This is a genomic window from Paenibacillus septentrionalis (assembly GCF_042659865.1).
Taxonomy (GTDB): domain Bacteria; phylum Bacillota; class Bacilli; order Paenibacillales; family Paenibacillaceae; genus Pristimantibacillus; species Pristimantibacillus septentrionalis.
In genome coordinates this window covers 208,668-235,363 of the sequence record NZ_JBHSTE010000007.1, presented here as the reverse complement: position 1 = coordinate 235,363, position 26,696 = coordinate 208,668, and the positions used below count along the sequence as shown (strand labels likewise).

Here is a 26,696-nt window from a genome sequence, read left to right as displayed (position 1 = left end):
GAAAGGTTGTGCCGAACCAATGAAATTTCAAAATGGAAACTGGTTAATCCATGAGCAATTTACGGTTCAAGGAGCAGTTCAAGCACATGATTTTTACGAGAAAGACGGCGTGTTGACAGCATACGCTGCACCGCGTCCAATTGTAACGCGTGCCAACATGCTTGATACGATGCTGCTTACCATTCAATTTCATTCACCGCTCCCTGGCGTAATTGGCGTGAAAATCATTCACCATGCAGGAGTACGTAATGTTGGTCCTCATTTCGAGCTGACCAAATCAGCTGAGAGCCATGCTGTTATTGAAGAGAATGACCAGTATGCTATGCTGACTAGCGGCAACTTGAGTGTTCGTATTGCTAAAGGTCCGGAATGGAAGGTAGATTTCCTGCGCAACGGCAAGCGTCTAACAGGCAGCCAGCAAAAATCAATGGCTTACATTACAGAAGGCAAGCAAAAGGCATACGTGCGTGAGGAGCTTGATCTTGGCGTAGGCGAATGGGTATATGGTCTTGGTGAGCGCTTTACACCGTTTGTTAAAAACGGACAAACCGTAGACATCTGGAATCAGGATGGCGGAACAAGCTCTGAGCAAGCGTATAAAAATATTCCGTTCTATATCACGAATAAAGGCTACGGTGTATTCATTAATCAGCCTGAGCTCGTATCGCTTGAAGTTGGATCTGAAAAAGTGAAAAAGGTTCAATTCAGCGTGCAAGGCGAATCACTTGAATACTTCATCATTGATGGGCCAGATATGAAAGGTGTGCTTGATCGTTATACGCAGCTAACAGGTCGTCCTGCGCTGCCGCCAGCGTGGACATTTGGTCTATGGCTTAGCACATCCTTTACTACTAATTACGATGAGCAAACGGTTAACTCTTTCGTAGATGGCATGGTTGAGCGCGATCTTCCGCTTCATGTATTCCACTTTGACTGCTTCTGGATGAAGGAGTTTCATTGGACGGATTTCAAATGGGATGAATCGGTCTTCCCTGATCCGGAAGGCATGTTAGCGCGTTTGAAAGAGCGCGGCTTGAAAATTTGTGTATGGATTAATCCTTACATTGCACAGCGCTCTCGTCTGTTTGAAGAAGGGGCAGCCAATGGCTATCTTGTGAAAAAACCTAACGGCGACGTATGGCAATGGGATCTGTGGCAGCCAGGCATGGCGCTGGTAGACTTTACGAATCCAGCTGCATGCGAGTGGTACGCATCGTATCTTCGCGAATTGGTAGATATGGGAGTAGACAGCTTCAAAACAGATTTCGGTGAGCGTATACCTACCGATGTTGTATACTTCGATGGCTCTGACCCGCAAAAAATGCACAACTATTATACACAGCTATATAACAAATGCGTGTTTGAAGTATTGGAAGAGAAACTTGGTAAAAACGAAGCTGCCGTATTTGCTCGTTCAGCAACAGCTGGCGGTCAGCAGTTCCCGGTTCACTGGGGCGGAGATTGCTATGCGGACTATGAATCAATGGCGGAGAGTTTGCGTGGCGGCTTGTCACTAGGCATGTCGGGCTTCGGATTCTGGAGTCATGATATCGGCGGCTTCGAAAACACGGCGCCGAGCCACGTGTTCAAGCGTTGGCTTCAGTTCGGCTTATTGTCCAGTCATAGCCGCTTGCATGGATCGAAATCCTATCGTGTGCCTTGGGACTACGATCAAGAGGCCGTTGATGTTACACGCACATTTACGAAGCTAAAATGCTCGTTAATGCCATACTTGTACAACACGGCTGTTCAAGCTCATGAGCAAGGCATCCCAGCGATGCGTTCTATGGTGCTTGAATTCCATGGTGATCCGGCAGTCGAACAGCTTGATCGTCAGTACATGCTTGGTGACTCCATCCTTGTAGCTCCTGTATTTACAGAAGAAGGGGAAGTAACCTACTACTTGCCAGCAGGCAAATGGAACAATCTGTTCACAGGTGAAACGGTGCAAGGCGGAGTATGGAGAACAGAAACGCACGACTTTATGAGCCTGCCATTGTTTGTTCGTGAAAACAGTATTTTGGCTGTAGGCGCCGTAGATAATCGTCCTGATTATGATTTTGCAGATGGCGTACAGCTGCAGCTTCATAATCTGCAAGAAGGCGTAAACGTAAGCTCCATCGTTCGAGATGTAAACGGCAAAGCAGCATTAACTGTTGAAGCGTCCCGCAGTGGCCATGCTATTGCAGTTACGCTGAAAGGTGCCAGCAAGCCGCTATCTATTGCCGTTAAGGGCGAAGCGACAGCAGCGTCTGTATCAGGTGTTGATGCACAGGTTGACGCAGGTGTAATCTCACTTGGCGCAGTAGGCGATGTTAGCTTTACGATTCAATTAGCATAATTCAGTTATAGGTTAGAGCTTCAGGATGGCAATATCTATGCCAGTCTTGAAGCTCTTTTTGCTCATGTCATGGAAAAAGGTGGCATAACACTGCTATACTGAAAGAAGCGTCTTGCGTGAACCTACAAAAAGGAAGTGCAATTATTGTGCGATCAGCGTTAAAAGTGCTCGTATCTGCCTTGATTGGCGTATTATTATTTCATCTATGTCATTTTCCAATGCCTTGGCTGCTTGGTCCGATTTTTGCGGTGATGATTTCACAGCTAACGATACGTACAAGCTGGGGATGGCCAAGCTGGCTGCGCAATAGCGGACTTGTGCTGCTCGGAGCTGCAATAGGAGAAGCCTTCACACGTGCTGCTTTTACGAATCTTGGACATTATTTGTTTTACATGCTCGTATTGAACATTGTTCTTGTGCTGTTTTGCGTGCTGCTTGCCGTCGTTACACAAAAGGTGACAGGACTGTCCTTTATAACAGCCTTGACTGCAAACATTCCTGGCGGGTTATCCCAGTCGATCACGTTTGCAGAAGAGCATAGGGAGATAGAGATCGGAGCCGTTACCTATATTCAAATGATTAGGGTGCTGACGATTGTAAGCATTGTCCCTTTTATCGTTAGCGGGCAGCTCGTTCCTACCGTTGTGGAGAAGGAGGCTGCGCCACTGTGGCAGCTTGCAGCGTACATATTGCTTGCTTTTGCAGCCGTTCCGCTTGGAAAACGATTAAAGCTGCCGGTTCCTTATTTTTTAGCGCCTGTGCTTGTCGGTGTGTGCATCAATGCGATAGGCATTATACCGCCTGCCGTTCCAGATACACTGCTGCATATGGCTCAGCTTGCGATAGGTGCTTATATCGGACTTCTGCTTAAGCCAGATATGATCAAGCTTCCGTGGAAGGTCGTTGTAATGGGCTTGGTCAGCTCGATAATATTGCTTGCGTTCAGCTATGGTTGCGCCATCATATTAAGCAATGTGCTGCATATCGATATGATGACAAGCTTCTTAAGCACAGCTGCTGGAGGCATGGATCAAATGAGCTTGATAGCTGCAGCATTGAAGGTCGATGCAGCGTTCGTAACGCTTTTTCAGCTGTTCCGTCTGCTGTTTATATACTTTATTGTGTTCCCATTGCTGCAATGGGCAGCCAGAAGAGTAAAGTTGCGAGCTTCAAAAGTGTCATGATGCCAAAATCGCATAAGTTTATGCTAATTCAATTAATGTTTTTTCTGAAATGTATGCGCTATACTTGTATACGTTAAAGCAAAATTAAACATAAATGATATAGAAGGAGCGCGTGTACAATGAGAAGAATGAACATTGGAGTACAGCTTTATACGCTTCGCGATCAGTTAGCTGAGGATTTCGAAGGAACGCTGCGCCATGTAGCAGGATTAGGCTATGAAGGTGTAGAATTTTTCCATTATGGCGATATTCCGGCAAACCGCATGAAGGAGCTGTTGGATGAGCTTGGTCTAAAAGCGATTGGCTGTCATATTCAGCTTAGCAGCCTAAAGGATAACTTGCAGGCAGAGATTGATTACCTCAAAACAATCGGCTCCAAATATGCGATTTGTCCTTGGCTTCCAGAGGAGCTGCGCAGTGTAGAGGCGTGGCAGCAGCATTTCGTGGACTTGGCCGAAATCGGTAAAGCTTGCACTGCACAAGGAATTGAGCTGCTGTACCACAATCATGATTTTGAGTTCAGCACGAAAATTGACGGTCAAGCGGTATTCGAAGCATTGTTCGAGCGCGTTCCTGCAGAGGACTTGAAAGTAGAGATGGATATTGGCTGGGTACAATTCTCAGGAATCGATTCCGTTTCTTACATTCAAAAATATGCTGGACGCTTGCCTCTGCTCCATCTTAAAGATTTCTTGAAGGAAAGCCGCGACCCTAACAAGTCCATTGATACGGTTGAGCTTGGAGAAGGTTCCTTGCCGCTTGAGCAAATTATTCAAGCTGCATCGGATTCGCAGGTTGACTGGATTATCGTGGAACAGGATTCCTGTACAAATCCACCGCTAGAGTCTGTTGAAACAAGCATGAATTGGCTTAAAAAGCACTATTTGAATAACTTTTAAGAAAACCAAAGGAGAGAGTTGAATGTCTAAAATTAGAGTTGCAGTAATTGGTTGTGGATCTATCGCAAAATATCGTCATATCCCTGAATATGTTGAAAATCCAAATGTAGAGCTTGTAGCATTTGTTGATCCGATCATTGAAAGAGCGCAGCATTACGCCAATGAATTAGGTGGGCAGGCTTTTGCAGACTATAAGGAAATGCTTGCAGCAGTGAAGCCTGACGCGGTAAGCGTATGTACACCGAACTACCTGCATGCTGAGCAATCAATCGAGGCAGCAAAAGCTGGTGCGCATGTACTAGTTGAAAAGCCAATGGCAGTTACGGATGAAGAAGCGGCAGCGATGATCGAAGCTGCGAAAGCAAACAATGTGAAGCTGATGGTTGGACATAACCAACGCTTTATGCCTCCACATCAAAAAGCAAAAGAAATTTTGCAAACGGGCGTACTTGGAAAAGTTCTTACATTCCGTACTTCCTTCGGTCATCCAGGTCCTGATGCATGGAGTATTGATGGTGCTGACAGCTGGTTCTTCCGCAAGGAAGAAGCGATTATGGGCGCTATGGGAGATCTAGGCGTTCACAAATCCGATCTTATCCGCTGGATGCTGGACGATGAAGTATCTGAAGTTGCTGCATTCGTAGGCACGCTTGATAAGAAAGACACGGAAAGCGATGATAATGCTTCATGCATTTTGCGCATGAAATCAGGCGCAATCGGTACTTTGGTTGCTAGCTGGACGTACTATAAAGGCGAAGACAACAGCACAATGTTGTGGTGTGAAAATGGCGTAATGCGTATCGGTACAGATCCTGTCGATCAAGTTATCGTAGAGCTGCGTGATGGAACGATTAATAAATATCAAACAGGCGAAATTTCAACGAATGAAAAGCAGCTTTCCAGCTTCGTTATCGATAAATTTGTTGAAGCCATTGTGAACGACACTGAGCCTGCTGTAACGGGTGAAGAAGGCCGTGCATCCTTAAAAGTTATTCTTGATGCATTCGAGTCTCAAGACACAGGAAAAGTTATTAAAGTTAATGGCTAAGTTATAAAAAAAGCATGGGACTGTCCTCAAAGTCCCGAAAAAAGGTTGGACGAATTTCGTCTAACCTTTTTTTATTATGGTATGTATGTTGAACTTAATAGTACGATTGTTCAATCAAGATTAGACAGCTCATACGAAATATTCCATCATGAATGGATTTTAATAAATGAGCATTCCCAATAATGAAAGCGCATACAAAGAAATATTGGAAGATTTTGATTGCTGTTTCAGTGAATAGGGCTTTGCTACGATGAAATAGAAGAAAGCTTGGCAACTTTTTTCAGCTTCTGAAGAAGAAGCGATAGTTTACTTATTTAGGAGGTCAAATTATGCCAAAGCAAACATTTAAACGCAGTGTTGCTGTTCTTGCAGCAACAACTATTATTGCAACATCGGGTCTAGTTAGTGTAGCGAATGCTCAGTCCAATGAGAAGGCCACATATAGCTTGCCTCAACAAACGCTCATTATTCAAAAAATTTCAGAAAAGCTTGGATTTTATATTCAAGATTCCAATGGAACGGTACAATTCGGACCTTGGAAGCTGTATTTTACAAAGGGACAGCTTTCCCTAGAGCAAGCTGCACCAACACCAGCGCCGACAACGAAGCCGACGCCAGTACCAACGGTGAAGCCAACGCCAGCGCCGACAGCGGCTCCAACAGCAGCACCGACAACGAAGCCAACGCCAGCGCCGACAGCGAAGCCAACGCCAGCGCCGACAGCGAAGCCAACGCCAGCGCCAACGGTGAATCCAACACCAGCACCGACAGCGAAGCCAACACAAGCTCCTGTGGAAGCGTCAAACGTCCAACAGCAAGTTCTTGATCTAGTGAACAAGGAAAGAGCTGCCGCAGGTTTTTCAGCGCTAGTGCTTGATACTAAGCTAAATGAGGTAGCTACAGAGAAAGCACGCGACATGGCAGACAACAACTACTTTAGCCATACTTCTCCAACTTATGGCTCACCGTTCGATATGCTTCAAACATTCGGTGTGTCTTACCGTGCTGCAGGTGAAAACATTGCCTATGGTCAAACCTCCGCAGAGCAGGTAATGAGAGATTGGATGAACAGTCCCGGTCACCGCGCTAATATATTGAATGGTAGTTATACGAAGCTTGGTGTAGGCTTTGTAAACGGTAAATGGGCACAGCTATTTATCGGCTAATAGATAATTAGTTCTTTTGCAATAATTAATAGTATTTAAACCTAAAAAACCTGCTCAATGAGCAGGTTTTTTAGGTTGGTTGTTACTTCAGCTTGAATACTTGAATGGTGCGCTGTAGCTGCGTTGCCATATTAAGCATTTTCTCCGTTTCTTCAACGACAGCCTGAACAGATGGGATTTGCTCATTCATTGAAGCAGATACCTGTTCTGTACCAGCAGCTGATTGCTCGGTAATGGCTGAAATATTTTGAATAGCAGAGGAAATATGCTTCGCGCTATCAAGCATATTATCGCTTTCCTTGGAGAACTGATAAATTTGCTCGCCAATGAACTGAATGCTTTCAACAATTTGGCTGAAAATTTCTTCGGTTTGGCGAATATGCTCAGCCTGCATGCTTACAACCTCTTCATTGACCTTCATATTTTGCAAAGTATCCTGAATCCCTTTATCGATGCTTTTCACAAGGTTGAATACTTCCTTCGTAGAAGCAGTTGATTCTTCAGCAAGTTTGCGAACCTCTTGGGCTACTACAGCAAAGCCCCGTCCATGCTCGCCTGCTCTTGCCGCTTCGATTGATGCATTAAGTGACAGTAGATTGGTCTGTTCCGCTATTTCAGAAATCGCTTTAGTCATTGCACTAATGCCTTTCGCTTTTTCTGCAAGATCTTTAATCGTAATGGCAACCTGCTCGGTAGCTTCAATATTGCGAGTCATGCCTTCACTTTGGTTTTCTAAAGCAATTCTGCCCCGATTCACCAGTTCAATCGTTTGCTCAGAACGCACATTCATTTCCTTTGTAGCGCTTGCATAATTAGACACTTTAAGCTCAATTTCATTGATGGATTCACTCATGCCTGCTACATCCTCGGAAATCGCATTAGCTCCTGTTGCCAATTCTGTCGCAGATACTGCAACTTGCTCCATCGTTTGTTTAATGCTGTTATTTTTGTCAAAGATGCTGCGGCTTGTTTCGGCCACATGCTTCGTTATGTTCATTGTTTCAGATAGAAGGTCGCGCAGCTTTTGAACCATGCTGTTGAACGTATGTCCAAGCTCGCCGGCATTCGTTGCATCTGTATCAATCGTTTGCGTAAAATCACCTTTTGAAATTCGGTTAGCAGCGCTTTGAATTTCATGAAAGGATGCTGTAATTGCGTTTTCTACAACGATGATAATAGGAAACGCAATACCATATGCGACAACAGCCAAAATCAGGATCGGAGTTGTGTATTCACCTACAATCAATGAAAACACTAGCGCAAAAATTGTCAAAATGGATAAATTCGTGTACGTGAGGAACATTAATTTGTTTTTTACGGATAAAGCTTGAAACCATTGCGTTATTTTCTCCATATGTAAGCGCTCCTTTTTCAAATATAACCATATTATAACACCACTTTATAGTTCGGTCTATGATAGAAATAGGTAATTGTTCATATTGAAAATTTTAGATATGATGCGGAGGATACGGCAGTTTTGCGTGATACCCAGTAATCTTTTCGTATAATACCGTGTAAAATGCGGTGAAAAAATGTGGGATAATCGTTATATTTGGAACATAAAGAGTAAATCACGCGAAGAAAGGAGTTTTATGATGAAAGAAATGTCATTAGCAAGGCAGGTAGAATTTGTATTCAGACAACTGGAAAATGAACTTACTGGCGCATGTGCGGGAACAGTCCTGCTCCAAGTGCGAAACAATGTAATAGGCAAATTTGGCGTAAAGCACCATCCCATAACGTTGAAGGATAATGAAGTTCAGGCAGAGCAGGTTGGTTTGACTAGGGATCAGGTAGTGAGCTTTCGCGGCTTGGCAATCGAGGCTCTGAAACTGAAGCGTAGTTGGACGCACGGCGAAATTTTGTATGACTTCTCCGTAAAGCCTAACCGCAAGGGCTGGTCCGCAAGTGTGCTGTATGAATCCAACTACAATATGTCGAATTGGAACAGCAGCATGTCCACGTTTAACAATCGAAAAAATGTTATGGATTACTCCTCCTGAGTCTTGGACTCCAACGTTTCCTCTCTATTGCTGCCTCTATTGTATCGTTTACGAACAATAAACCCCACACCTATCGAGACTAGTGATAATGTCCCCCAAATTACAACCCAAGTTAAGCTATGTGATATCGAAATCGCCATTGCACTTAAAAAGAAAATCCCAATCGTTGCAAAAAACAATGATAAATATTTCGGCATTCAAAAATACTCCTCAAAAAAAATTTGTTAGAAAACGAATAGTAATTGTTTTCGTGCACATAATATGTTTGCAAGCTTGCAAATGAAATTATGTGAAGAGGTCGAAAGGAGACTTACATCATGGCAAACAGAAGCAATCAATTAATCGTACCACAAGCGACTCAAGCTTTGAACCAAATGAAAATGGAAGCTGCTCAACAGTTGGGTGTTCAACTAGCTCCAGAAGGCTACAACGGTAACCTAACTACTCGTGAAGCAGGTTCAATTGGTGGATATATCACTAAGAAGCTTGTGCAAATCGCTGAGCAACAACTTTCTGGCGGTCAGCGTTAATAATTATTCCACATTATTAAATGAGAGCTCAAGGGAAACCTTGAGCTCTTATTCATTATAACGATATTTCAGCTATAATCAATGCTGCCTCCGCTTTATGAAGGAGACAGCTTTGCTTGTTGATATAGCCGTTTATAAAGCTTTTGATCATTCAGCCAACCAACATAGGAAGCAATAGGCTTATGATCATGATCGTAAAATACGATGGCGACAAATGGATACTGCTTGCGATAGCGGTAACGCACATCGAACCAGCGTACTTCCGTTCCCCAATAATGCTCCGTTACATTAACTACAGTATGTCTTGATAAATCAAGCAATGCCGCAACAGAAGGATGAGCGCGCGAGGTTTCGATTAAAGGATGCTGGTCTGATGAGACCGTTTCATGCCACGATACGTTTCCTCCATTATAGCTTCCAAGCTCATAACTACCATCCGCTCGCTTCAGCATTAAGTGCCAGTTTGAGAAGCGAACTGTTGGCATCACCGTCAATGTATCCTCATCCGGAATGGACATTTGCCGAGAAATTCGTCGATCAATCCAGCGATGATAGACGATACGGATAACATAATAGATCAGCAAACAGATGTAGAGCGTCGGAAAGATAACGATTGGCTCCACCAGTCCCGTAATCCACAACAATCCTGCAACAACATGCGTTGTGAAAATAAATGGATCGAAAATGTGAATGATGTTCCATGAGATCCATTTTTTCGAAAATGGTCGCAATGCCTGCGTACCATATGTATTGAACAAATCCATAAACACATGAAGACTGACAGCGAGGAAAATCCAGCCTAGCAAATGCATATAGTGAGAAGGCTCAGCAACAAATACGTACAGTATTGTTGAAAGTATAATCGTCCACATTCCTATCGCAGGTAGTGAGTGCGAGATGCCGCGATGCTGGCGAATATACGTTTCATTGTTTTTAAGTCTTGTAATTGTATCGAAGTCTGGCGCTTGCGAGCCAATGATCGTACCGATTATAACAACTGTAGATAATGCAGGATTAGAGTGTACAACAGGATCTAACTGAGCTAGCCCCGCCAATCCCACTCCAACAACAAAATGTGAAGCTGAATCCATAATATACCTCCTAATACATGATGACACTTACATTATTGACCAAGCACCTAGTCCTGTAATCATTATACGAAAGAACTGCGCTCATAAAAAAGCTATGATTTCTCTTCATGTTCATGAAAAGAAATCATAGCGGCAGTGGTTTAGGCAGGAGATGCAGGCGTTACAATTTGACCGTGGAATGGATATTCATAGCTGATTGGCTCATCGAAGGTTACGTAGTCAAGATTAAGCATAAGCAGTAGTACACGCTGGTTTGTCATCGGGTCGCTAATAATGATGTGATCACGACCTGCGGCTTCAATAACCCCTTTGAATACTTTAGCATTCCATTGTGAGTTGTTTTCGTATGTCATGTAAAACGTTCCAACTTTTCCTCGATTCAGACGCAAAATATTTTCGATGTAGGATTCCTCCATCGGTTGCTGTTGCGTTACGACTGTACCTCCTTGTGGCGTAACGACCGCACCGCTTGGTACTTGAGGAGGCATCATCATAACATCACGATAGAATGGCGCATAAGTCTGAGGGTAATAATAAGATTGATCATAGTAACTCATTTCAGCTTAACTTCCTTTCTTCATTAAAAAATGGATCTGCAGTCTTCCCAGGTTGGCTGGAAGAAGCAATGAGCTTTGAATCTGCCACTGTTGGCCTGGTTATACCAGGTAGCAGGGCAGCTGCCGCTTGGTCTGAAAAACCATAACGCATACGATGCAGGATGAGTTCGCTCACCTCGTATCGAACGCTCTGCCAGGCGAATTTCGCTTTCACGAGCCCTCTGATAAAAGTAGCTCTTTTGTGTTGCTTCGAATCCACCTGGGCTTTGGTATACCATGTCAGGAATGGAGCGGATATTTCTGAAATCAAGGCAGTCTCCTCTGACTCGATTGACACCTACATTGCCAACCATTAGCATGCCGAGTTCGCCTTCCCCTTCAGCTTCAGCTCTCATTAGCCTGGCAAGCATCCTGGTATGTTCAGAATTCGTTTTTATTACTGCCATAAGCTTGATGTTCAGCTCCTTTGCCATAATATGGGCATGAAACTATACGGTATAGTATGGTACGAAAAGGATAAATGTGACAACGATTTTGTCACATTTGAATGACGAATTCATGAACATGAAAAAGTGAACATTGTCACAAGCTTTATTTTTCGGTATGATTAGTTACGATTCATCAAGATGGATAAACGCAAAAAAAAGCGTTTTGCGTATAGCGGGAGGATCAGCAAGTGTTTAAAGATTTAATAAGCTTAACGAAGCCAAACTTGTTACGACTGAACGTATTTGCCGCATTTGGCGGTTATTGGATCGCTTCTAAGTGGTCATTTGACTGGATAACATTGCTGTGGATGCTTATCGGCTGTACATTAACGATGGCCTCTGCAACGGTCATCAACAATTTCTATGATCGAGAGCTTGACGAAAAAATGGAGCGTACGCGCAATCGGACGCTGCCATCAGGCAGAATGAAGCCGAAGCATGTGCTGCTGTACGGTATCATTTTAGGGATTGTAGGATTAACGGTTTTATTTACGCTTGTGAACGTATTATGCGGCGTGCTGGGCGTTATCGGATGGTTTGCGTACATTGTCATTTATACCATGTGGTTAAAACGCACTTCGACTTGGAGCACCTCGGTAGGCGGTATATCTGGAGCAATGCCTCCTGTAATAGGCTATTGCGCAGTAACTGGCGAATTCGATATGGGTGCGTTTTTGTTGTTCGCTTTTTTATTTTTATGGCAGCCTGCACACTTCTGGTCGCTTGCGATTCGAAGAGTGGAGGAATATCGTACAGCTGGATTTCCATTGCTTCCAGTTGTTAAGGGAATCAAGCGTACTAAAATACAAATGATTCCGTACCTTGTCCTTCTTCTTGCAACAGTTATTTTGCTGTATGTGTATGATTATGCAGGGATTGTTTACTTAATCATTTCGACTGTACTTACTGTGGCATGGCTTATCCATACGATTTCAGGCTTAATGACGAAGGATGATGAGAAATGGGCGAAAACAAACTTCCTCATCTCTGTAAATTATTTGATGATTGTTTTTATAGTAATGATAATTAATACTACGAAGCTGTAGCTCTGAAAGGGGAATAAGAGAAGTGGCGTTTCTAAAGAAATATGCTTTTCAGATTGCGTTAGTATGCTTGATTTTATTAATGGGCTGTTATTTGCTTTATATGTATGTGCTTAAAGATGATGCTCCATTTACGATGAGTCAACCTGCGCCAAGCTTTGCTTTAACAGATGTTGACGGCAATGCTGTTAGCTTGGAATCTACGAATGGCAAGGCAAGAATAGTTTATTTCTATTTCGCGAGCTGCCCTGATGTATGCCCACCAACGACGTTTTTACTTGCACAAGTACAGGATATGCTTCGTGAAAAGGGTGAGCTGGGTACAGAGGTTGAGCTGATCTCGATTACATTTGATCCAGAAACCGATACCCCTGAAGTGATTAAGGATTTCGCTGAAAGAACTGGCGCAGAGATGGAAGGTTGGAGCTTCTTGCGCGGTGAAAACAAAGAAGAAATGATTGAGCTGGCGCGCAACTTCGGTGTTGCAGTCATTTATGATGAAAAGAACGAAACCTTCTATCATAACAATGTCATTTCTATTGTAGATGCAGATGGCAATATCCGTGAATGGATCAACGGCTCTCCGAACATTGAAGCGGGTGACCCCGACATTACAAAAGAGGACATCTATAATCGTATAAGTAAGCTATATTAAAATTCATCCTTTTGCCAGGTTGAGGCAGGGTCTACAGGAAAGATAACAAATTCCTCTAGCCCTGCCTTTTCTAATTGCAGAGCCAAGTAGTCAAGTGGTGTCCCCTCTACGCCGTTATAGCCTCGCTTTGTATAAATATGAACCGCGTCAGGAAACAGCTCCCTGAGCATACCTCGAATTCTTCGGCCAGACGAGTCATTGTCTGTGAAAACAAACACCTCATCATGACGAAGCTCATGTGCGATAGACTGAAGCTGCTTTGTTCCTGGTGTGCCGAAGGTACAGACGATATGAACGTCATCCGTTAATACCTGCTGCAGTTTGCTGCGATCATGCTTTCCTTCTACGATGATGGATACCCTCATGTCCGAATCCTCCAAAGAAATATTCACTGATAGTGTATCACGGTTCCCCTACAAATAAAAATAGAACTGCAGCTCGCGCAGTTCTAAATGAGAATGCTTCTTTTTGCGTTTTGCTTTTTACTTAGAAAAAACGCGATGACAGCTTAGGTGCTCGTTTTTCAGGCAATGTGTTGAAGGCCAGAGCTAAAGCTAATATGACAAACGCGATAAAGTATGGGGATATATAATCCCGCAGGTGTCCAGCCAGGAACGGTCCAAGAAACGCTCCGATTGAAGAAGCGATAGCCAGAATCGAGAAGGTTCGACCATAGCGCTTGCCCTCGCTAATTTGAATGAGCCAATGCGATAATGCCGGGAACACTAGACCTTTGCACATTCCGATAAGCAGAAGCAGCAGCATGAACGGCAAAGGTGCATCCGTTGCCAGCAAAAAGTACAAGAGCGCCAGTGCCAATGTTCCAAATATCGTACGATAGCTCGGATTGTAGCGATTGATAAACAGCATGCAGAGTGTAATGAGCGAGCCAATGCTGATAATTGTAAACAGCAGTCCAGTTGTCATGATTGATCCATTATTTTGAACCATAAGCGGCAGTTCAAACGTAATAATACCTTGAGCACAGCTAAGACCTACTGGAATAAAGAAAATATTCCACGGAAGCCGGTTTGTTTTTAAGGTATTGCTGCCTTGTTCTATGTTAGAATGTAAAGGTGCCTGAGTTTCTTGCTGGGCCAGGCTTTCACCTTCGTTATTCGCTGCGATTTTTTTCTCCTTAATAAAAAACAAAGCAAGTACCGCAGTAGCGATTAAAATCCAGCCTAATATGTAAAACGCGGCTGTAAATCCAAGCTTAGCAACTAGAAATGCTCCAGCTGCAGGTGAAACGACTGAAGCTAGCGTATGCACAAGTCCATTGCCAGCCATTAATTTGCCTTGCTGACTTATATCTGTGCTTAATCTCGCTAATAATGATAGACATGCAGGTGATAGAAAGGCCAGTACAAATCCGGCAATAGAGCGCAATAGGAGCAACTGCCAAGGATTTGTCACGTAAGCTTGAAATAATAGAATTGTACCTGCGAGTAATAGACTGATGACAATAAACGGTCGACTTCCGAAACGATCGACATATACGCTAGCCATTAGATTGCCAGGTAAATGGGTGACGGAATACAAGCCCATCATTAATCCGATAAACGATGGCGCAGCGCCTAGTGATATGGCAAAGGGAGTTAAAATCGGATATTGGGCATGCAAGTCAAAAAAGGCGATGAATAGAAATAGATAAAGCCATAATGCGGTTTTCACAGGCTGTGCCTCCTTCAAGCATGGTACTACTACTTGTACGCATCTGAAGGACAACTTATGTCTATTATTCTTCTTAATTGTTTCACCGCGACAGGTAAGCTATAATATTTCAAGCGATTGAACAGGACAGGGGGAAAAAGAATGGATTTTTTAGACTTTTCAAATTACGAATGGGAAACGTGGCTAACATTTATTCAGGAAAGATGGTATGTGCTAGTAATTGGCTTGATTATTGTGCTGATCGTAGTGAATGTCGTGAAGACGGTAGCCAAATGGGGGATTATTTTACTTGTCGTGCTGGCGCTTATTATGTACAGCGGCTATAGCCTTGAGGATGTAAAAAACATTAGCGCAGGTCTGGTGACATCGGGCATTGAAGAGCTTAAGGAAATTGGAACTAAAGTAGCAGACAATGTGAAGCAGGATGCGATTAACGCCATGGTAGCGGAAGCAGGCAGTGCTTCGTATACAGCTGGCGAGGGTGGAAGCTTTACGATTAAGACAGAGACGCTTACGGTAACAGGGCAGCAAGGCAGTGACGAGGTTTCGATTTCGGTTAAAGGCGCCCCAGCATTTAAAGTGAAGAGCAATGATGTGATTGACTCCTTTATTGCACAGGCACAAAACAATAAGTAGTCGGATCGGATAGTTGAAAGGGGGAGCAAAGATGCAGGATGATCCTAAGCAAAGGGAAATTGTTCGCAGAAAGCAGTTTTCATTTCGCTTAAATATTTTTTTCTTTATATTATTTGCTGTATTTAGTGTGCTCATTGTACGCCTGGCGGTACTGCAATTTGTTGAAGGACCCCAGCTTAGTGCCGCGGGCAGTAAAAAATCGGAGCGTGAAGACCCCATTGCTCCGATTCGCGGAAATATCTATGATGTGAATGGCAATCCAATTGCCTATTCTACATCCACCCAATCGTTGTATTACAGCATTCAACCAACGGTTCGCGGCGGTAAAAGCTCGACTGATCAGGCTCATGAGATGGCTGAAAAGCTTGCAGAAGTGTTTGAGACGTACGGCGATGAAAATAATGCCATGACGAAAGAAGATATTATTCGTCAAATGGATCTTGAGTTTAGACGGAATTATATTTCTACTCCACGTCGTATCAAAACTGGCCTAACCAACGAAGAGCTGGCTTACATTATGGAGAATCAGTCGGAATTTGCAGGTGTTAATATTTTGGAAGAGAGCGTTCGTCATTATTCCGAAGACACCGTTGCAGTACAGCTTGTTGGATACTTGAAAAAATACCGCGGCGCGCGCAATTCGTATGAATTTTACGCGCAAAAGATGGAAGAGACCAATTCACTCTATAAGTATTTGGAGGAGGAAGAGGTTGGCTTTGATGGCATTGAGTTCATGTATCAGGACATCCTGCGCGGAACGAATGGGATCAAATCTTATCCAGTCAATAGTTCGGGTGCGATTACGGGCGAAATTACAATTACGAATCCTGAAAAGGGTGCGGATCTCTATCTTACGATTGATAAAGATGTGCAGCTCCATACCGAGGAATCCATTATGAAGCATTTGGAAAAAATTCGTAATTCGAACTACCATTATGAACGTGCACCTTATGCGGTGACGGGATTTGCCGTTGCGATGGAGGTAGATACAGGCAAGGTAATGGCGATGGCCAGCATGCCTGACTATGACCCCAACATTTGGGCTGGAGGCAGCATTAGTACAGCCGACTATGATAACTTTGAGCATGTGCTGAATAACGGTACCATTCGACCAGTCTATGGACCATATTCAGATGAAGAAAGAAGAAAGCATCCTTCATCGATCTTGCCGCTTGGATCTACGATTAAGCCATTAACAGTGCTGATTGGACTTAATGAAGGACTATTCGGTACTAATACCTACTATAATGATACTGGACGCTTTGGCTTCGGTAAGGCTGGACATGAAACGTATATTCGTAACTCAGGTAATAAATCGTATGGCAATATAGACGGTGCGCTTGCAATACAAAAGTCATCGAATCCATTTATGTCTGCAATGATTGGTGACCGTCTCTACAAAAGAGGAGCTGTAAACGGGAAGTCAAGCATCCAGATATGGGATGATTACATGAAGCAATTTGGACTTGGCGCCTCAACAGAAAGTGGATTGATAGGCGAGAGCAATGGCGTTATCGATTATTTTGCAGAGGCGGAAAGCGGCAGTCCACAGTCTGCGTTAGTCTATGCTTCGTTCGGTCAGCAGGGACGTTATACAACGCTACAGCTTGCACAGTACACAGCGATGCTGGCTAACCGTGGAAAGCGAATGAAGCCGCAGTTTGTAAACGAAATCCGTTCTTCAACTGGCGAGCTGCTTCAATCGTATGAACCAGTTGTGTTGAATGAGGTGGATATTCCAGACGAGTACTGGAAAGAAATTGAAACAGGTATGTCTAAAGTAGGCGTGCAGGGCTTTGAGGGCTTCCAGCACAGCTTTAACCGTAAAACAGGTACATCCGAGCAGGATGTTGCAGGTCGCAGAGCAGAAAATGCGGTATTTATCGCTTATGCTCCTGCTGATAATCCTAAGCTTGCAGTAGCAGTCGTTGTTCCTGACGGAGGCTTTGGGGGCTATGGAGCGGCACCGATTGCACGCCAAATTTTTGATGCGTATGATGCGGTATTTGGCTTGGGTGAGAAGCCTAATGATGCGCTGTATCAGCAGCTCTTTGGTAAAAGCAGAGCCGGTTCTGATGCTGCAACGATGGACGGTCAACAAGAAGGAACGGATACAATCGAAGACGCGGAAGCTAATGAGTAGTTTTCATTCATTGCGCGCTCATTTAGGACTGATTGCTAGCGGTTTGCAGCAATCAGTCCTTTTTATGCAATAACGCTGCAGAAGAAGCAAAATGTATACGCGTAGCTAAAGATTATAGGCAACCTCATAGGCAAAAAAGTTGCAGTAACGCAACTTTAAGCGGCTGCATAGGATATAGTACATCATTGCAGGAGGTGACTGTATGAAAAAAGTAGAATTGCAATCGATTCCTATGAATGGTGCCGTTCGGCGATTCATGCTTGTTATAAAAATATTGGCATTCCTCAGCATGATAGCCATAGGAGGACAGCTGAAAGGATGATCTGTATTACGGCGGGAATAGTGATACCATCGAAGGTGCATGCTAATGCATTAGATTAGAAGGCTTCATCTTCTTATCCAAGATGAAGCTTTTTGTTGTATAGGTATGGTAAGATGGATATATAGCATGGAGGGGATATAATGACAAACTTTAAGCTTCTTGCCTTGGATATGGATGGTACGTTGTTGAATGATGAACTACATATTAGCGATGTTAACTTGCGCTGGATACGGAAAGCAATTGAGCATGGCGTAACGGTCATTTTTTCGACTGGTAGAGGCTTTATGAATGCTGTAGACTACGCTAACGAAATAGGGCTGCACTCTCCCATGATCACAGTGAATGGAGGAGAGGTTTGGACTAAGCCTTATCAGCTTCTTGAAAGAAAAACGTTGGATGCCAAATGGGTAGAAAAACTGCATCTGCTCGTAAGTCAATATCCAGAAACATGGTTTTGGGCATACACAACGGAACGTATCTATAACAAGGATAGCTGGAACGAGCTGAAAGGCCAATATGCGGAACACGAATGGCTGAAATTCGGATACTATGATGAAGATATTGACATCATTCAAGATATTCGCAGGCAAATTGATTCGTGGAATGCGCTGGAAATTTCAAATTCTTCGATATATAATTTGGAGATCAATCCTTTAGGCGTATCCAAAGCAACTGCACTGGAAAAGCTATGCAGTTATCTTGAAATAAGCATGAAGGAAGTGATAGCCGTAGGCGACAGCTTGAACGATATTAAAGCGATTCAGGCAGCGGGACTTGGTGTTGCTATGCACAACGCCCAGGATGAAGTGAAGGCTGCTGCTGACGCTGTAACGTACTCGAACAATGAGCATGGTGTCGCTGAGGTAATACGCCGCTATATCTTTAATGGTGTTGAAACGAATCTTTAGTCAAGACTGATCAGTAGAAGTGTGCAAGTATTGAGTCTTAGCACAAGGTGCGAGGGGGAAGCTCATGGATGTAGTAGGTATTGTGATCATAATCCTTCTATTTGTAATTGGAATGATTGGAACGATCTATCCTGTGCTGCCAGGTGTATTTGCCATATATGCAGCATTTTTTGTCTATGGCTGGTTTTTTAGCTTTAGTGACTTCAATGCCTTGTTTTGGATCATCCAGACGTTTATTCTGATCGTTCTTGTCGTTGCCGATTATGTGGTTGGCGCCTGGGGCGTAAAAAAATACGGAGGCTCTAAAGCCTCCGTAATCGGATCAACAATAGGCATTATCATCGGGCCCTTTGCAATCCCTGCATTCGGGCTAGTGCTGGGACCATTTCTCGGTGCGGTTATCGGGGAGCTTCTAGTTGGTACAAAGCTGAAGCAATCGTTGCTCGTGGGCTGGGGATCGCTTATTGGGCTGCTTAGCAGTGTAGTAGTCAAAATCATATTACAGCTTATTATGATTGTGATTTTTATAATTTGGATTTGGTAACTTAGGAGGATACAGACATGATTAACGTAACCATTTGGAATGAATTTTTGCATGAAAAACAGCATGAGGAAGTAACGCGCGTATACCCAGACGGGATTCACAACGCATTGAAACAAGGCTTGGCGAATGAACAGTTCAACATTCGCACTGCTACATTGGACGAGCCCGAGCACGGGCTTACAGAGGAAGTGCTGAATAATACTGATGTATTGATTTGGTGGGGCCATATGGGCCATGATCAAGTTGAGGATGAAATTGTAGAGCGAGTTCATGCACGCGTAATGGCGGGCATGGGTTTAATTGTATTGCATTCCGCTCATTTTTCGAAAATTTTCAAAAAGTTGATGGGGACTGGCTGTGATTTGAAATGGCGTGAAGCGAATGAGAAGGAGCGCATTTGGGTTGTTAATCCTGCACATCAGATTGCAGAGGGACTTCCAGAATATATTACGCTCGATCATGAGGAGATGTATGGCGAGCACTTTGATATTCCAGCACCAGACGAGCTTATTTTCGTCAGCTGGTTCCCAGGAGGAGAAGTATTCCGCAGTGGCTGTACCTTTACGCGCGGTCAAGGCAAAATCTTCTACTTCCGACCTGGACATGAAACATTCCCGACCTACTATAATGAGCATATTCTAAAGGTTATTTCCAACAGTATTTTCTGGGCGAAGCCAACGAAAACAGCTACTCCGGTACGTGGCAACCACCAACCATTAGAGCAGTTGTAGAGGTAAAGGAAGTAGATTAGAACAATGACAACTTTAAAAAAAGACTCCCTGCTTAAAGGGACATTAATCCTAGCACTGGCTGCGCTTGTAGCCAGAATGCTAGGCATGTTTCAAAAAATTCCGCTTGATTACATATTGGATGCGGAAGGGCAATATGCTTTTTTGGCAGCTAATAACATTTATTTGCTGCTGCTCGTTATCGCCACTGCTGGTTTTCCAAGCGCAATAAGTAAAATGGTGTCAGAACGTATGGAAACAGGCAGATATGAGGAGGCAAAACGGATTTATAAAGCCTCGCTTGTGTTCGGTGCTGTTTCTGGTCTATTACTCTCGAGCTTATTGTATTTCTTAGCCCCAATGTATGCTACGGATGTTGTGAAAAAGGAATCGATTACGTTAGCCGTACAAGCTATTGCTCCTGCATTGATCCTTTTCCCAATAATCGCTATGATGCGAGGATACTTTCAAGGGCGGCAGATGATGTCTGCAGGAGGAATATCACAGATTGTTGAGCAATTTGCTCGCGTAATTATTGGCCTAGGTCTAGGTATTCTTTTCTTAAGTCTAGGCTATAGCGATACTGTCTCCGCGGCAGCTGTAACCTTTGGCAGTGTGTTTGGAAGTATAGCAGCATTTGCAGTAATGGTTTATTATGCACGCAAGCTGAAGAAGCAAGATGCAAGACTTGCAGTGCATAGCTCTGCAGAAGCACGTGCAGCTTTGCAACCCAATTTGCCATATGCAACGAATTCATCAATGAAGCTCAAGTTTCGAGCGATCTATTCAGAAATTTTGAAAATGTCGATTCCTGCATTAATAACATCCATGACTATCAATCTAGTTTATATGTTTGATACCTCGTTTTTTATTAGCATTACTGAGCAAGTATATACCGATGAACGTGCAACAGAAGCTTTCGCTGCACTTGGCACGAAGGCACAATCGTTGGCAGGCATACCGCCGATTCTTGCAATTGCACTGGGCTCCTCGATTATCCCAATTGTAGCTGCAGCGTTCGCACGCAAGGATCAGGCAGAGGTCAACAAGCAAACGTCGATGGTACTGAAAATCGTATGTTTGACTGGCGTGCCGGTTGCTTTGTTTCTGACGGCTTCAGCCTATTCCGTAACAGGAATGCTGTTTGCAAGCCCAACTGGTTATGAGACGGTGGCGATGCTCTGTGCGGGAACAATTTTGCAAATTACGATGATGACTTCAAATTCGATTCTGTATGGAATGGGCAAGCAAAAGCAAACGATGGTCAATACGATTATTGGTTTGATCGGAAAAATCGTATTCAGTACGCTATGCGGTTACTATTTTGGCGTAGCGGGCTTTATTATTGGTTCGACTATATGCTTCCTGATTGTAACGCTGCTTAATTTACGCCTAATAAAACGTGATGTCACACTTCACGTTATGGGCAAAAAATGGATTCCTTATCTCGGTGCTGTAGTGGTATCAGCCGCCGCTTGTTGGGGGGCGGAGTATGTAATGCTAAACATTACCGAGGGCATCGCTGAAAAACTGTCTTATTTGCTCACTGTGCTTGTATCTGGCAGTATACTCTGTGCAATCTATGGCATATTATTGCTGAAGCTCAATATTATTACGGCTCAGGATGTCGAAGCATTGCCCGGGAAATTACGCGGTCCAATGAGAAAGGTGATGCGCGTACTGCGTGCCGGTCAATCAGGATAAATAGAGGAGGAACAGCAAATGAATAAAATTACAGAAGAGCAACAGTTTCGTGATCTAATCAATCAGGAAAAGCTGGCGATTGTTGTATTTAAAACAACATGGTGTGGTGATTGTCACTACATCAATCCGTTTATGCCTGAGGTAGAAGAACAGTATAAAGACAAGGTAACCTTTTACGAAATTGATCGTGATGAGCTGCCAGATCTTTGTCTTGAGCTGAACATTCTAGGTATACCGAGCTTTATAGCGTACAAAAACGGCAAGGAACTGATTCGTTTTGTCAACAAGCTTCGAAAATCGCGCGAAGAAATTGAACAGTTTGTGAACCGTGCTGTAGACGTTTCGGAGCATTTATAAATGAGCTGTAATAATATTGTTACAATATTCACATTTTGAACATGGCTTTTACCTAATCTCATCGATATAATGAATGAGACAGATTAATAAGAATTAGGTGAGTACATGAAGGTTACGAAACGCTTTCGAATATTGGCGAATTTGTCTTGTATAGGCATGCTGCTCGTTCTGTTAGCTGGGGCACTTGTTACGAATACAGATTCAGGTCGCGGATGTGGAGATGATTGGCCGCTATGTAACGGTAAATTCGTTCCTGCCTATACGGTGGAATCGATGATCGAATACTCCCATCGTTTAGTTAGTGGTATAGAGGGAATACTCGTCGCAATCGTGTTTTTTTCGATTTTTCGCAAATTTAAGCGCGAAGGCAATGCTTATCGCGAGCCAATGCAATACGCATGGTACGCGCTCTTGTTTACAATTGTTCAAGCATTAATGGGAGCCGCAGCCGTAATGTGGCCGCAATCACCACCTATTATGGCGATTCATTTTGGAATATCACTCGTTGCTTTTGCAGCTACATTTCTCCTTGTTATATGGTGTTATCGAGATAAGCGGGGAGTTGTGGAAACAAAGGCCTATCCTAGAGCCATTATGCCTTGGGCTTTGGCTGCTTCGATCTACTGCTATGTCGTCGTATACCTGGGAGCCTTTATTCGACATACTGAAAGCGCGGGAGGCTGCTTAGGTTGGCCGCTGTGCAATGGTGAGGTAATACCAGAAATGTCTGGAGCAACAGGAATTGCTTTTATCCACCGCGTGGCTGCAGCTATATTAGGTATTGTATTAATCGCACTTTATTTATATATTAAACGTCTAACGGGCAACAGCTCATTAACGGCAACAGCGTTATGGATCATGATTCTTGTCATTGCTCAAGTATTTAGCGGGGCTTGGCTTGTAAATACAATTGGCAACGACAATTGGTTCTTATTCACCAGCTTGCTGCACAATTTAATTATAGTAGCGCTGTTCGGTTATCTTGTTGACCTCGTCATTCGATCATGGATTTATCGCGAGCGATAAGTACTTAGCTGCTGTTCCTTTCCAGAGGAGCCGCAGCTTTTTTAATGTGTAAGGCAGGTAGATGCGAAGCAGGGAAAGAATATGGTATGATGGTAGCTACAACATCGTTATTGAAATGAGGTGAGCTTTTGCTGCAATTTTTGTTTTCTGACGACTCACACAAACCTGATTCCAGTTTTCTAGAAGTAGACCAGTTATTGCAGCGTTATGCAGCCGCTGCTTCTTCGAGGAGAAATGACAGTGAGGAAGCGAATATACGGTGGTCTAAATTCGAAATATGGAGCCTTGGCTTGCGTGCGTCGCTTTATGAGCTGTACACCAGCCACTACGCGGCAAAAAGGTTCAAGGAGACAATTGGTAGTGTGACAGCAGTCGCTGATATGGATGACCTGCAACGACTGAATTATGCAAGATACGTTTATTTTGATAAAAATGGGTTTATTCGAGTTTTTTCCTTGTTGGATAAGCTGGGAACCTTTCTAAATGAGCTGCTAGAACTGCATACAGAGCAGATTAAACCACATTTTTCTTACTTTACGGTTTTAAGAACGATGCGGGAGAGAGCCGTTCATACCGAGTTAACAACGCCGCTGAATGAGTTGAAGGAAAGCTGCAAGGACTCAACTCATCGTCTGCGCAAACGCCGCAATACTGAGATCCACTATATGAATTCGGAGATGCATGATGATTTAGTTCAGCAAACTCGAATGTATGGTCAAGAAATCAGACTGGAGAATTTAGAACAACAAATGAATGACTTGACTGCAGGATTACATATGGCCACGCAATCGATAACTCTTACATTTCGTTATGCAGAGCGGCTCATGCAACGTAATTAATTAGCATTCATAGAGAAGGGGAATGGATGTGAAGCTTACGGGGAAGAAGGCGCTTATTACAGGCAGCGCCAAAGGTTTAGGAAAACGTACAGCGATTGAATTAGCAGAGCAGGGCTGTCATTTGATGCTGCATTATCATACAAGCAAGCAGGAAGCGGAAGCATTGAAAAGGCAGCTGTTGCAATACGGCATAGAGGTTAGGCTAGCTCACGGAGACTTGTCGTCTTCGGAAGGGATAAGCGAACTGGCTGCAGAGGTGCAAGCTTGGGATGGCGGCGTTGACATACTGATTAATAATGCAGGGCCGTTTATTCGGGAGCGAAAGCTGTTTCAGCAGTATGAGCCTGAGATGATCACTTCGCTTATACAAGGGAATCTTATTTCTGCTATGCTGCTCGATCATCATGTGCTTCCATATATGCGGGAACGTGGCTGGGGAAGAATTGTACATTTTGGTTTTGGGCATGCCAATGAAGCGAGAGCATGGCCACAGCGTGCCGTCTATGCAGCTGCGAAAACGGCGCTTGTATCTTTTACCAAGTCTCTAGCAGTCGAGGAAGCGCCTTATGGCATTACCGTTAACATGATTGGCCCCGGAGATATTAAAGGTTCCTATAAGGAGAAGTCTATCGAGGATGTATTGCATGAGGCAGACGAGGAGCAGCCTGGAAGACCAGGTACGGGCGAGGATGTAGCCCGTGTTATTGCTTTTCTATGCGAAGAGAAATCAAGCTTCTTGACGGGAAATATCATTGATGTAACGGGAGGCTTCGATCCGATCCGTGCCAATATTAAGCAAAAATAAGGCGATCTCACCATGCGAGATCGCCTTTTGACCACATCAGATATGGTTTATCTTAGAATACTTGTACAACCTCTACGATGCCGTCAACTTCCTCAAGAAGAGCACGCTCAATACCTGCTTTAAGCGTAATGGTAGAAGATGGGCAGCTTCCGCATGCACCCATTAGACGAAGCTTAACAATGCCATCCTCAACGTCAACTAGCTCCACGTCACCGCCGTCGCGTTGTAGAAACGGACGCAGCTTGTCAAGGACGTCCAATACTTCATCATACTGTGTATCTTGTACTTGTTCACTCATTGCATTCATCTCCTTTCTATCCTATTATAGTACAAAGATAACTAAATGAATACAACTCTCAGTGAGTTTCTTGAAAGTTAAGGTGCAATTATGCTAAAACCAACCATAGAATTTTGTACCAGCAACATGCATCATGGTACAGAAGAGCTGTTAGATAAATACGAACTTGATGACGATTATGAAGCAACCGAGTATGGATGCCTTGGTAATTGCGGTGAATGTTACCTTAAACCGTTCGCCTTAGTCAACGGTACAATCGTAGCAGCTGATTCTGTTGCTGAGCTGGACGAGAAAATCCAAAAATTCCTAATCGAGGAACAAGAAAACCAAGCAGCGCTTGATCGTCTGCTCGATGACCTGTAAAGCATGCAGACCGCTACAGGCCATAGATAAAGAAAAGCATACTACATGGTATGCTTTTTCTTTGTCTATGTTGGTTGCTGCAGAACAGACAATCTGCATGCCATAAGCATCAAAAATGCTTGGAACGCCATAGTATGCCGCTTTTAATTAAGCGAGGCACACGTCCCTTTATAGATCTTGAGCCCATAACGCCAAAACCATTATGCTTGCCCAGTGCGCCTAATGTACCTCTAAGCTTAATTGGCTCGATAGGAATGGTTTTATCTTTCCAGATTGCAAGTAAAATATGCGCGATTTGCTCGCCTTGAATGCCGGCTACCTGAGCGCTAGGCGCAAATGGCAATGCCGCGCAATCCCCGACTACAAAGATCGAAGGGTCATCAAGCAGCTGATAATGCTTGTTCAGCTTAAGTCTGCCGCTTTTATCTTTTTCAGCATGAAGCTGCTGGACAAGTTCTACAGGCTGAATTCCTGCTGTCCAAAGCGTAATATCGGTTTCCAGTATTGCATTAGAGCCTTCCACATACAGGATGTTTTGCTCCATGCGTTGAAGCTGGGTATTAAGCAGCAAATTTACATCGTGCTCCTCCAGCCATTCTGCTACATACGTTTGGATGCCTTCTGGAAAACCTCCAAGTAATTTGGGGCCGCGATTTATTAAGGAAATATTGAGATCGGGTCTGCTTTCACGAAGCTCAGAAGCCATTTCAACGCCGCTTAAGCCACCGCCCACGATCGCAACCTTTCCGTAAGGAGAAATGTTGTTAAGTGCGGTATATGCCTTGCGCGCCGCTTGAAACGTCTGGATGCCGTAGCTGTATTGCGAAGCTCCTTCAACGCCATGATAGTGATCGGTGCAGCCGAGACCAATAACCAGGTAATCATATTGAATCGGATCATGCCCTGATACATGCACAAGTTTTTTTGTGCGATCAAGCGCAGTAATCTCCCCTAAAGCAAGTGTAACTTCTGCTGCTTGGGGAAAAGCTACTCTTAGTTCTGTGTCGGCTGAGGTACCAGCAGCTAATGCATAGTACTCAGTTTTCAAGCCTTGAAAGGGTTGGCGATCCACAAGCGTAATTTCAATATGATGAGGCAACCCTTTATGCAAGAGCTCGTGAATAATGGCTAATCCGCCATAGCCTCCGCCTAGAACGACCAGCTTTTTTTTCATAATGTCATCTCCATTTGTTAACACATGCTGTAAACTCCATTACTATAGTACCATAAGTGACTAAGCCTAAGTAAAATAATTAATGGCGTGCGATAGGCTGCCAAATTGCTCCATATTTCCTTAGAACGCCAAAAATCAAGAACAGCCTGACAGGAACTGAATATTGCACT

General features: G+C 43.8%; 29 protein-coding genes. 20 read left to right on the top strand and 9 right to left on the bottom strand.

Features of this window, described 5'->3' with window-relative positions; genetic code table 11:
• The first annotated feature begins 19 nt into the window (after window positions 1–19).
• From yicI to ACFP56_RS19300, 5 genes are all read left to right on the top strand, one after another.
• A complete protein-coding gene (yicI, locus tag ACFP56_RS19320; RefSeq protein ID WP_379237665.1) occupies window positions 20–2,341 on the top strand; it encodes an alpha-xylosidase in 2,322 nt (773 codons plus the stop codon).
• A 116-nt stretch (window positions 2,342–2,457) separates the two neighbouring features.
• Complete coding sequence (locus ACFP56_RS19315) at window positions 2,458–3,525, top strand: AbrB family transcriptional regulator (protein WP_379237663.1); 1,068 nt, start codon at window positions 2,458–2,460, stop codon at window positions 3,523–3,525.
• Window positions 3,526–3,644: 119 nt separating this feature from the next.
• The gene (locus ACFP56_RS19310; RefSeq protein WP_379237661.1) at window positions 3,645–4,424 is read left to right on the top strand and encodes a sugar phosphate isomerase/epimerase family protein; all 780 of its coding nucleotides are present in this window, start codon (window positions 3,645–3,647) and stop codon (window positions 4,422–4,424) included.
• A gap of 22 nt (window positions 4,425–4,446) precedes the next feature.
• A complete protein-coding gene (locus ACFP56_RS19305) occupies window positions 4,447–5,472 on the top strand; it encodes a Gfo/Idh/MocA family protein (RefSeq protein ID WP_379237659.1) in 1,026 nt (341 codons plus the stop codon).
• Between the two features lie 329 nt (window positions 5,473–5,801).
• A complete protein-coding gene (locus ACFP56_RS19300; RefSeq protein ID WP_379237657.1) occupies window positions 5,802–6,638 on the top strand; it encodes a CAP domain-containing protein in 837 nt (278 codons plus the stop codon).
• Window positions 6,639–6,720: 82 nt separating this feature from the next.
• Here ACFP56_RS19300 and ACFP56_RS19295 read toward each other — a convergent pair whose 3' ends face one another.
• Window positions 6,721–7,992, bottom strand: a complete 1,272-nt coding sequence (locus ACFP56_RS19295; protein ID WP_379237655.1) for a methyl-accepting chemotaxis protein — start codon at window positions 7,990–7,992, stop codon at window positions 6,721–6,723.
• Between the two features lie 241 nt (window positions 7,993–8,233).
• Between ACFP56_RS19295 and ACFP56_RS19290 the strand changes: the two genes are divergently transcribed.
• Window positions 8,234–8,641, top strand: coding sequence for an O-methyltransferase (locus ACFP56_RS19290; RefSeq protein ID WP_379237653.1), 408 nt, complete (start codon window positions 8,234–8,236; stop codon window positions 8,639–8,641).
• Here ACFP56_RS19290 and ACFP56_RS19285 read toward each other — a convergent pair.
• On the bottom strand, window positions 8,629–8,838 hold the full coding sequence (locus ACFP56_RS19285; RefSeq protein WP_379237651.1) for a hypothetical protein: 210 nt from the start codon (window positions 8,836–8,838) through the stop codon (window positions 8,629–8,631). The genes ACFP56_RS19290 and ACFP56_RS19285 overlap by 13 nt on opposite strands.
• 120 nt (window positions 8,839–8,958) lie before the next feature.
• Here ACFP56_RS19285 and ACFP56_RS19280 point away from each other — a divergent pair, with 120 nt between their 5' ends.
• Window positions 8,959–9,171 carry a small, acid-soluble spore protein, alpha/beta type gene (locus ACFP56_RS19280; RefSeq protein WP_379237649.1) on the top strand — a complete coding sequence of 71 codons (213 nt, stop codon included), beginning with the start codon at window positions 8,959–8,961 and terminating at the stop codon, window positions 9,169–9,171.
• 95 nt (window positions 9,172–9,266) lie between these two features.
• On the opposite strand, the gene ACFP56_RS19275 is transcribed toward ACFP56_RS19280, so the two are convergent.
• The 3 genes from ACFP56_RS19275 to ACFP56_RS19265 form a co-directional block, all read right to left on the bottom strand.
• On the bottom strand, window positions 9,267–10,262 hold the full coding sequence (locus tag ACFP56_RS19275) for a metal-dependent hydrolase (RefSeq protein WP_379237647.1): 996 nt from the start codon (window positions 10,260–10,262) through the stop codon (window positions 9,267–9,269).
• A 140-nt stretch (window positions 10,263–10,402) separates the two neighbouring features.
• Window positions 10,403–10,819: a spore coat protein GerQ gene (gerQ, locus tag ACFP56_RS19270; RefSeq protein ID WP_379237645.1), complete on the bottom strand. Its 417-nt coding sequence runs from the start codon at window positions 10,817–10,819 to the stop codon at window positions 10,403–10,405.
• Window positions 10,820–10,842: 23 nt separating this feature from the next.
• On the bottom strand, window positions 10,843–11,265 hold the full coding sequence (locus ACFP56_RS19265) for a cell wall hydrolase (RefSeq protein WP_379237643.1): 423 nt from the start codon (window positions 11,263–11,265) through the stop codon (window positions 10,843–10,845).
• Between the two features lie 230 nt (window positions 11,266–11,495).
• On the opposite strand from ACFP56_RS19265, the gene cyoE reads away from it, so the two are divergent.
• A complete protein-coding gene (gene cyoE, locus ACFP56_RS19260; protein WP_379237641.1) occupies window positions 11,496–12,353 on the top strand; it encodes a heme o synthase in 858 nt (285 codons plus the stop codon).
• Between the two features lie 22 nt (window positions 12,354–12,375).
• Complete coding sequence (locus ACFP56_RS19255) at window positions 12,376–13,005, top strand: SCO family protein (protein ID WP_379237639.1); 630 nt, start codon at window positions 12,376–12,378, stop codon at window positions 13,003–13,005.
• Here the strand turns inward: ACFP56_RS19255 and ACFP56_RS19250 are convergent.
• A complete protein-coding gene (locus ACFP56_RS19250) occupies window positions 13,002–13,370 on the bottom strand; it encodes a toprim domain-containing protein (RefSeq protein WP_379237637.1) in 369 nt (122 codons plus the stop codon). The two genes, ACFP56_RS19255 and ACFP56_RS19250, sit on opposite strands and share 4 nt — an antisense overlap.
• A gap of 121 nt (window positions 13,371–13,491) precedes the next feature.
• On the bottom strand, window positions 13,492–14,679 hold the full coding sequence (locus tag ACFP56_RS19245) for an MFS transporter (RefSeq protein ID WP_379237635.1): 1,188 nt from the start codon (window positions 14,677–14,679) through the stop codon (window positions 13,492–13,494).
• 141 nt (window positions 14,680–14,820) lie between these two features.
• Between ACFP56_RS19245 and ACFP56_RS19240 the strand changes: the two genes are divergently transcribed.
• The 10 genes from ACFP56_RS19240 (at window position 14,821) to ACFP56_RS19195 (ending at window position 24,691) form a co-directional block, all read left to right on the top strand.
• Entirely contained in the window at window positions 14,821–15,315 is a 495-nt protein-coding gene (locus ACFP56_RS19240; protein ID WP_379237633.1) for a hypothetical protein, read from the top strand.
• 31 nt (window positions 15,316–15,346) lie between these two features.
• Window positions 15,347–17,458, top strand: a complete 2,112-nt coding sequence (locus tag ACFP56_RS19235) for a peptidoglycan D,D-transpeptidase FtsI family protein (protein WP_379237631.1) — start codon at window positions 15,347–15,349, stop codon at window positions 17,456–17,458.
• Between the two features lie 462 nt (window positions 17,459–17,920).
• Window positions 17,921–18,688, top strand: coding sequence for a Cof-type HAD-IIB family hydrolase (locus ACFP56_RS19230; RefSeq protein WP_379237629.1), 768 nt, complete (start codon window positions 17,921–17,923; stop codon window positions 18,686–18,688).
• A 64-nt stretch (window positions 18,689–18,752) separates the two neighbouring features.
• Window positions 18,753–19,232: a DUF456 domain-containing protein gene (locus ACFP56_RS19225; RefSeq protein ID WP_379237627.1), complete on the top strand. Its 480-nt coding sequence runs from the start codon at window positions 18,753–18,755 to the stop codon at window positions 19,230–19,232.
• A gap of 17 nt (window positions 19,233–19,249) precedes the next feature.
• The gene (locus tag ACFP56_RS19220; protein WP_379237625.1) at window positions 19,250–19,963 is read left to right on the top strand and encodes a ThuA domain-containing protein; all 714 of its coding nucleotides are present in this window, start codon (window positions 19,250–19,252) and stop codon (window positions 19,961–19,963) included.
• Window positions 19,964–19,987: 24 nt separating this feature from the next.
• Window positions 19,988–21,664, top strand: coding sequence for a putative polysaccharide biosynthesis protein (locus ACFP56_RS19215; protein WP_379237623.1), 1,677 nt, complete (start codon window positions 19,988–19,990; stop codon window positions 21,662–21,664).
• A gap of 18 nt (window positions 21,665–21,682) precedes the next feature.
• Window positions 21,683–22,021, top strand: coding sequence for a thioredoxin family protein (locus ACFP56_RS19210; protein WP_379237621.1), 339 nt, complete (start codon window positions 21,683–21,685; stop codon window positions 22,019–22,021).
• A 105-nt stretch (window positions 22,022–22,126) separates the two neighbouring features.
• A complete protein-coding gene (locus ACFP56_RS19205) occupies window positions 22,127–23,047 on the top strand; it encodes a COX15/CtaA family protein (RefSeq protein ID WP_379237619.1) in 921 nt (306 codons plus the stop codon).
• Between the two features lie 128 nt (window positions 23,048–23,175).
• Complete coding sequence (locus tag ACFP56_RS19200) at window positions 23,176–23,886, top strand: Cthe_2314 family HEPN domain-containing protein (RefSeq protein WP_379237617.1); 711 nt, start codon at window positions 23,176–23,178, stop codon at window positions 23,884–23,886.
• Window positions 23,887–23,914: 28 nt separating this feature from the next.
• Window positions 23,915–24,691, top strand: coding sequence for an SDR family oxidoreductase (locus ACFP56_RS19195; protein ID WP_379237615.1), 777 nt, complete (start codon window positions 23,915–23,917; stop codon window positions 24,689–24,691).
• A gap of 52 nt (window positions 24,692–24,743) precedes the next feature.
• Here ACFP56_RS19195 and ACFP56_RS19190 read toward each other — a convergent pair whose 3' ends face one another.
• Window positions 24,744–24,989, bottom strand: coding sequence for a NifU family protein (locus tag ACFP56_RS19190; RefSeq protein WP_379237613.1), 246 nt, complete (start codon window positions 24,987–24,989; stop codon window positions 24,744–24,746).
• Between the two features lie 90 nt (window positions 24,990–25,079).
• On the opposite strand from ACFP56_RS19190, the gene ACFP56_RS19185 reads away from it, so the two are divergent.
• The gene (locus tag ACFP56_RS19185) at window positions 25,080–25,352 is read left to right on the top strand and encodes a YuzB family protein (RefSeq protein ID WP_379237611.1); all 273 of its coding nucleotides are present in this window, start codon (window positions 25,080–25,082) and stop codon (window positions 25,350–25,352) included.
• Window positions 25,353–25,461: 109 nt separating this feature from the next.
• On the opposite strand, the gene ACFP56_RS19180 is transcribed toward ACFP56_RS19185, so the two are convergent.
• Window positions 25,462–26,526: an NAD(P)/FAD-dependent oxidoreductase gene (locus tag ACFP56_RS19180; protein ID WP_379237609.1), complete on the bottom strand. Its 1,065-nt coding sequence runs from the start codon at window positions 26,524–26,526 to the stop codon at window positions 25,462–25,464.
• Window positions 26,527–26,696: the final 170 nt, after the last annotated feature.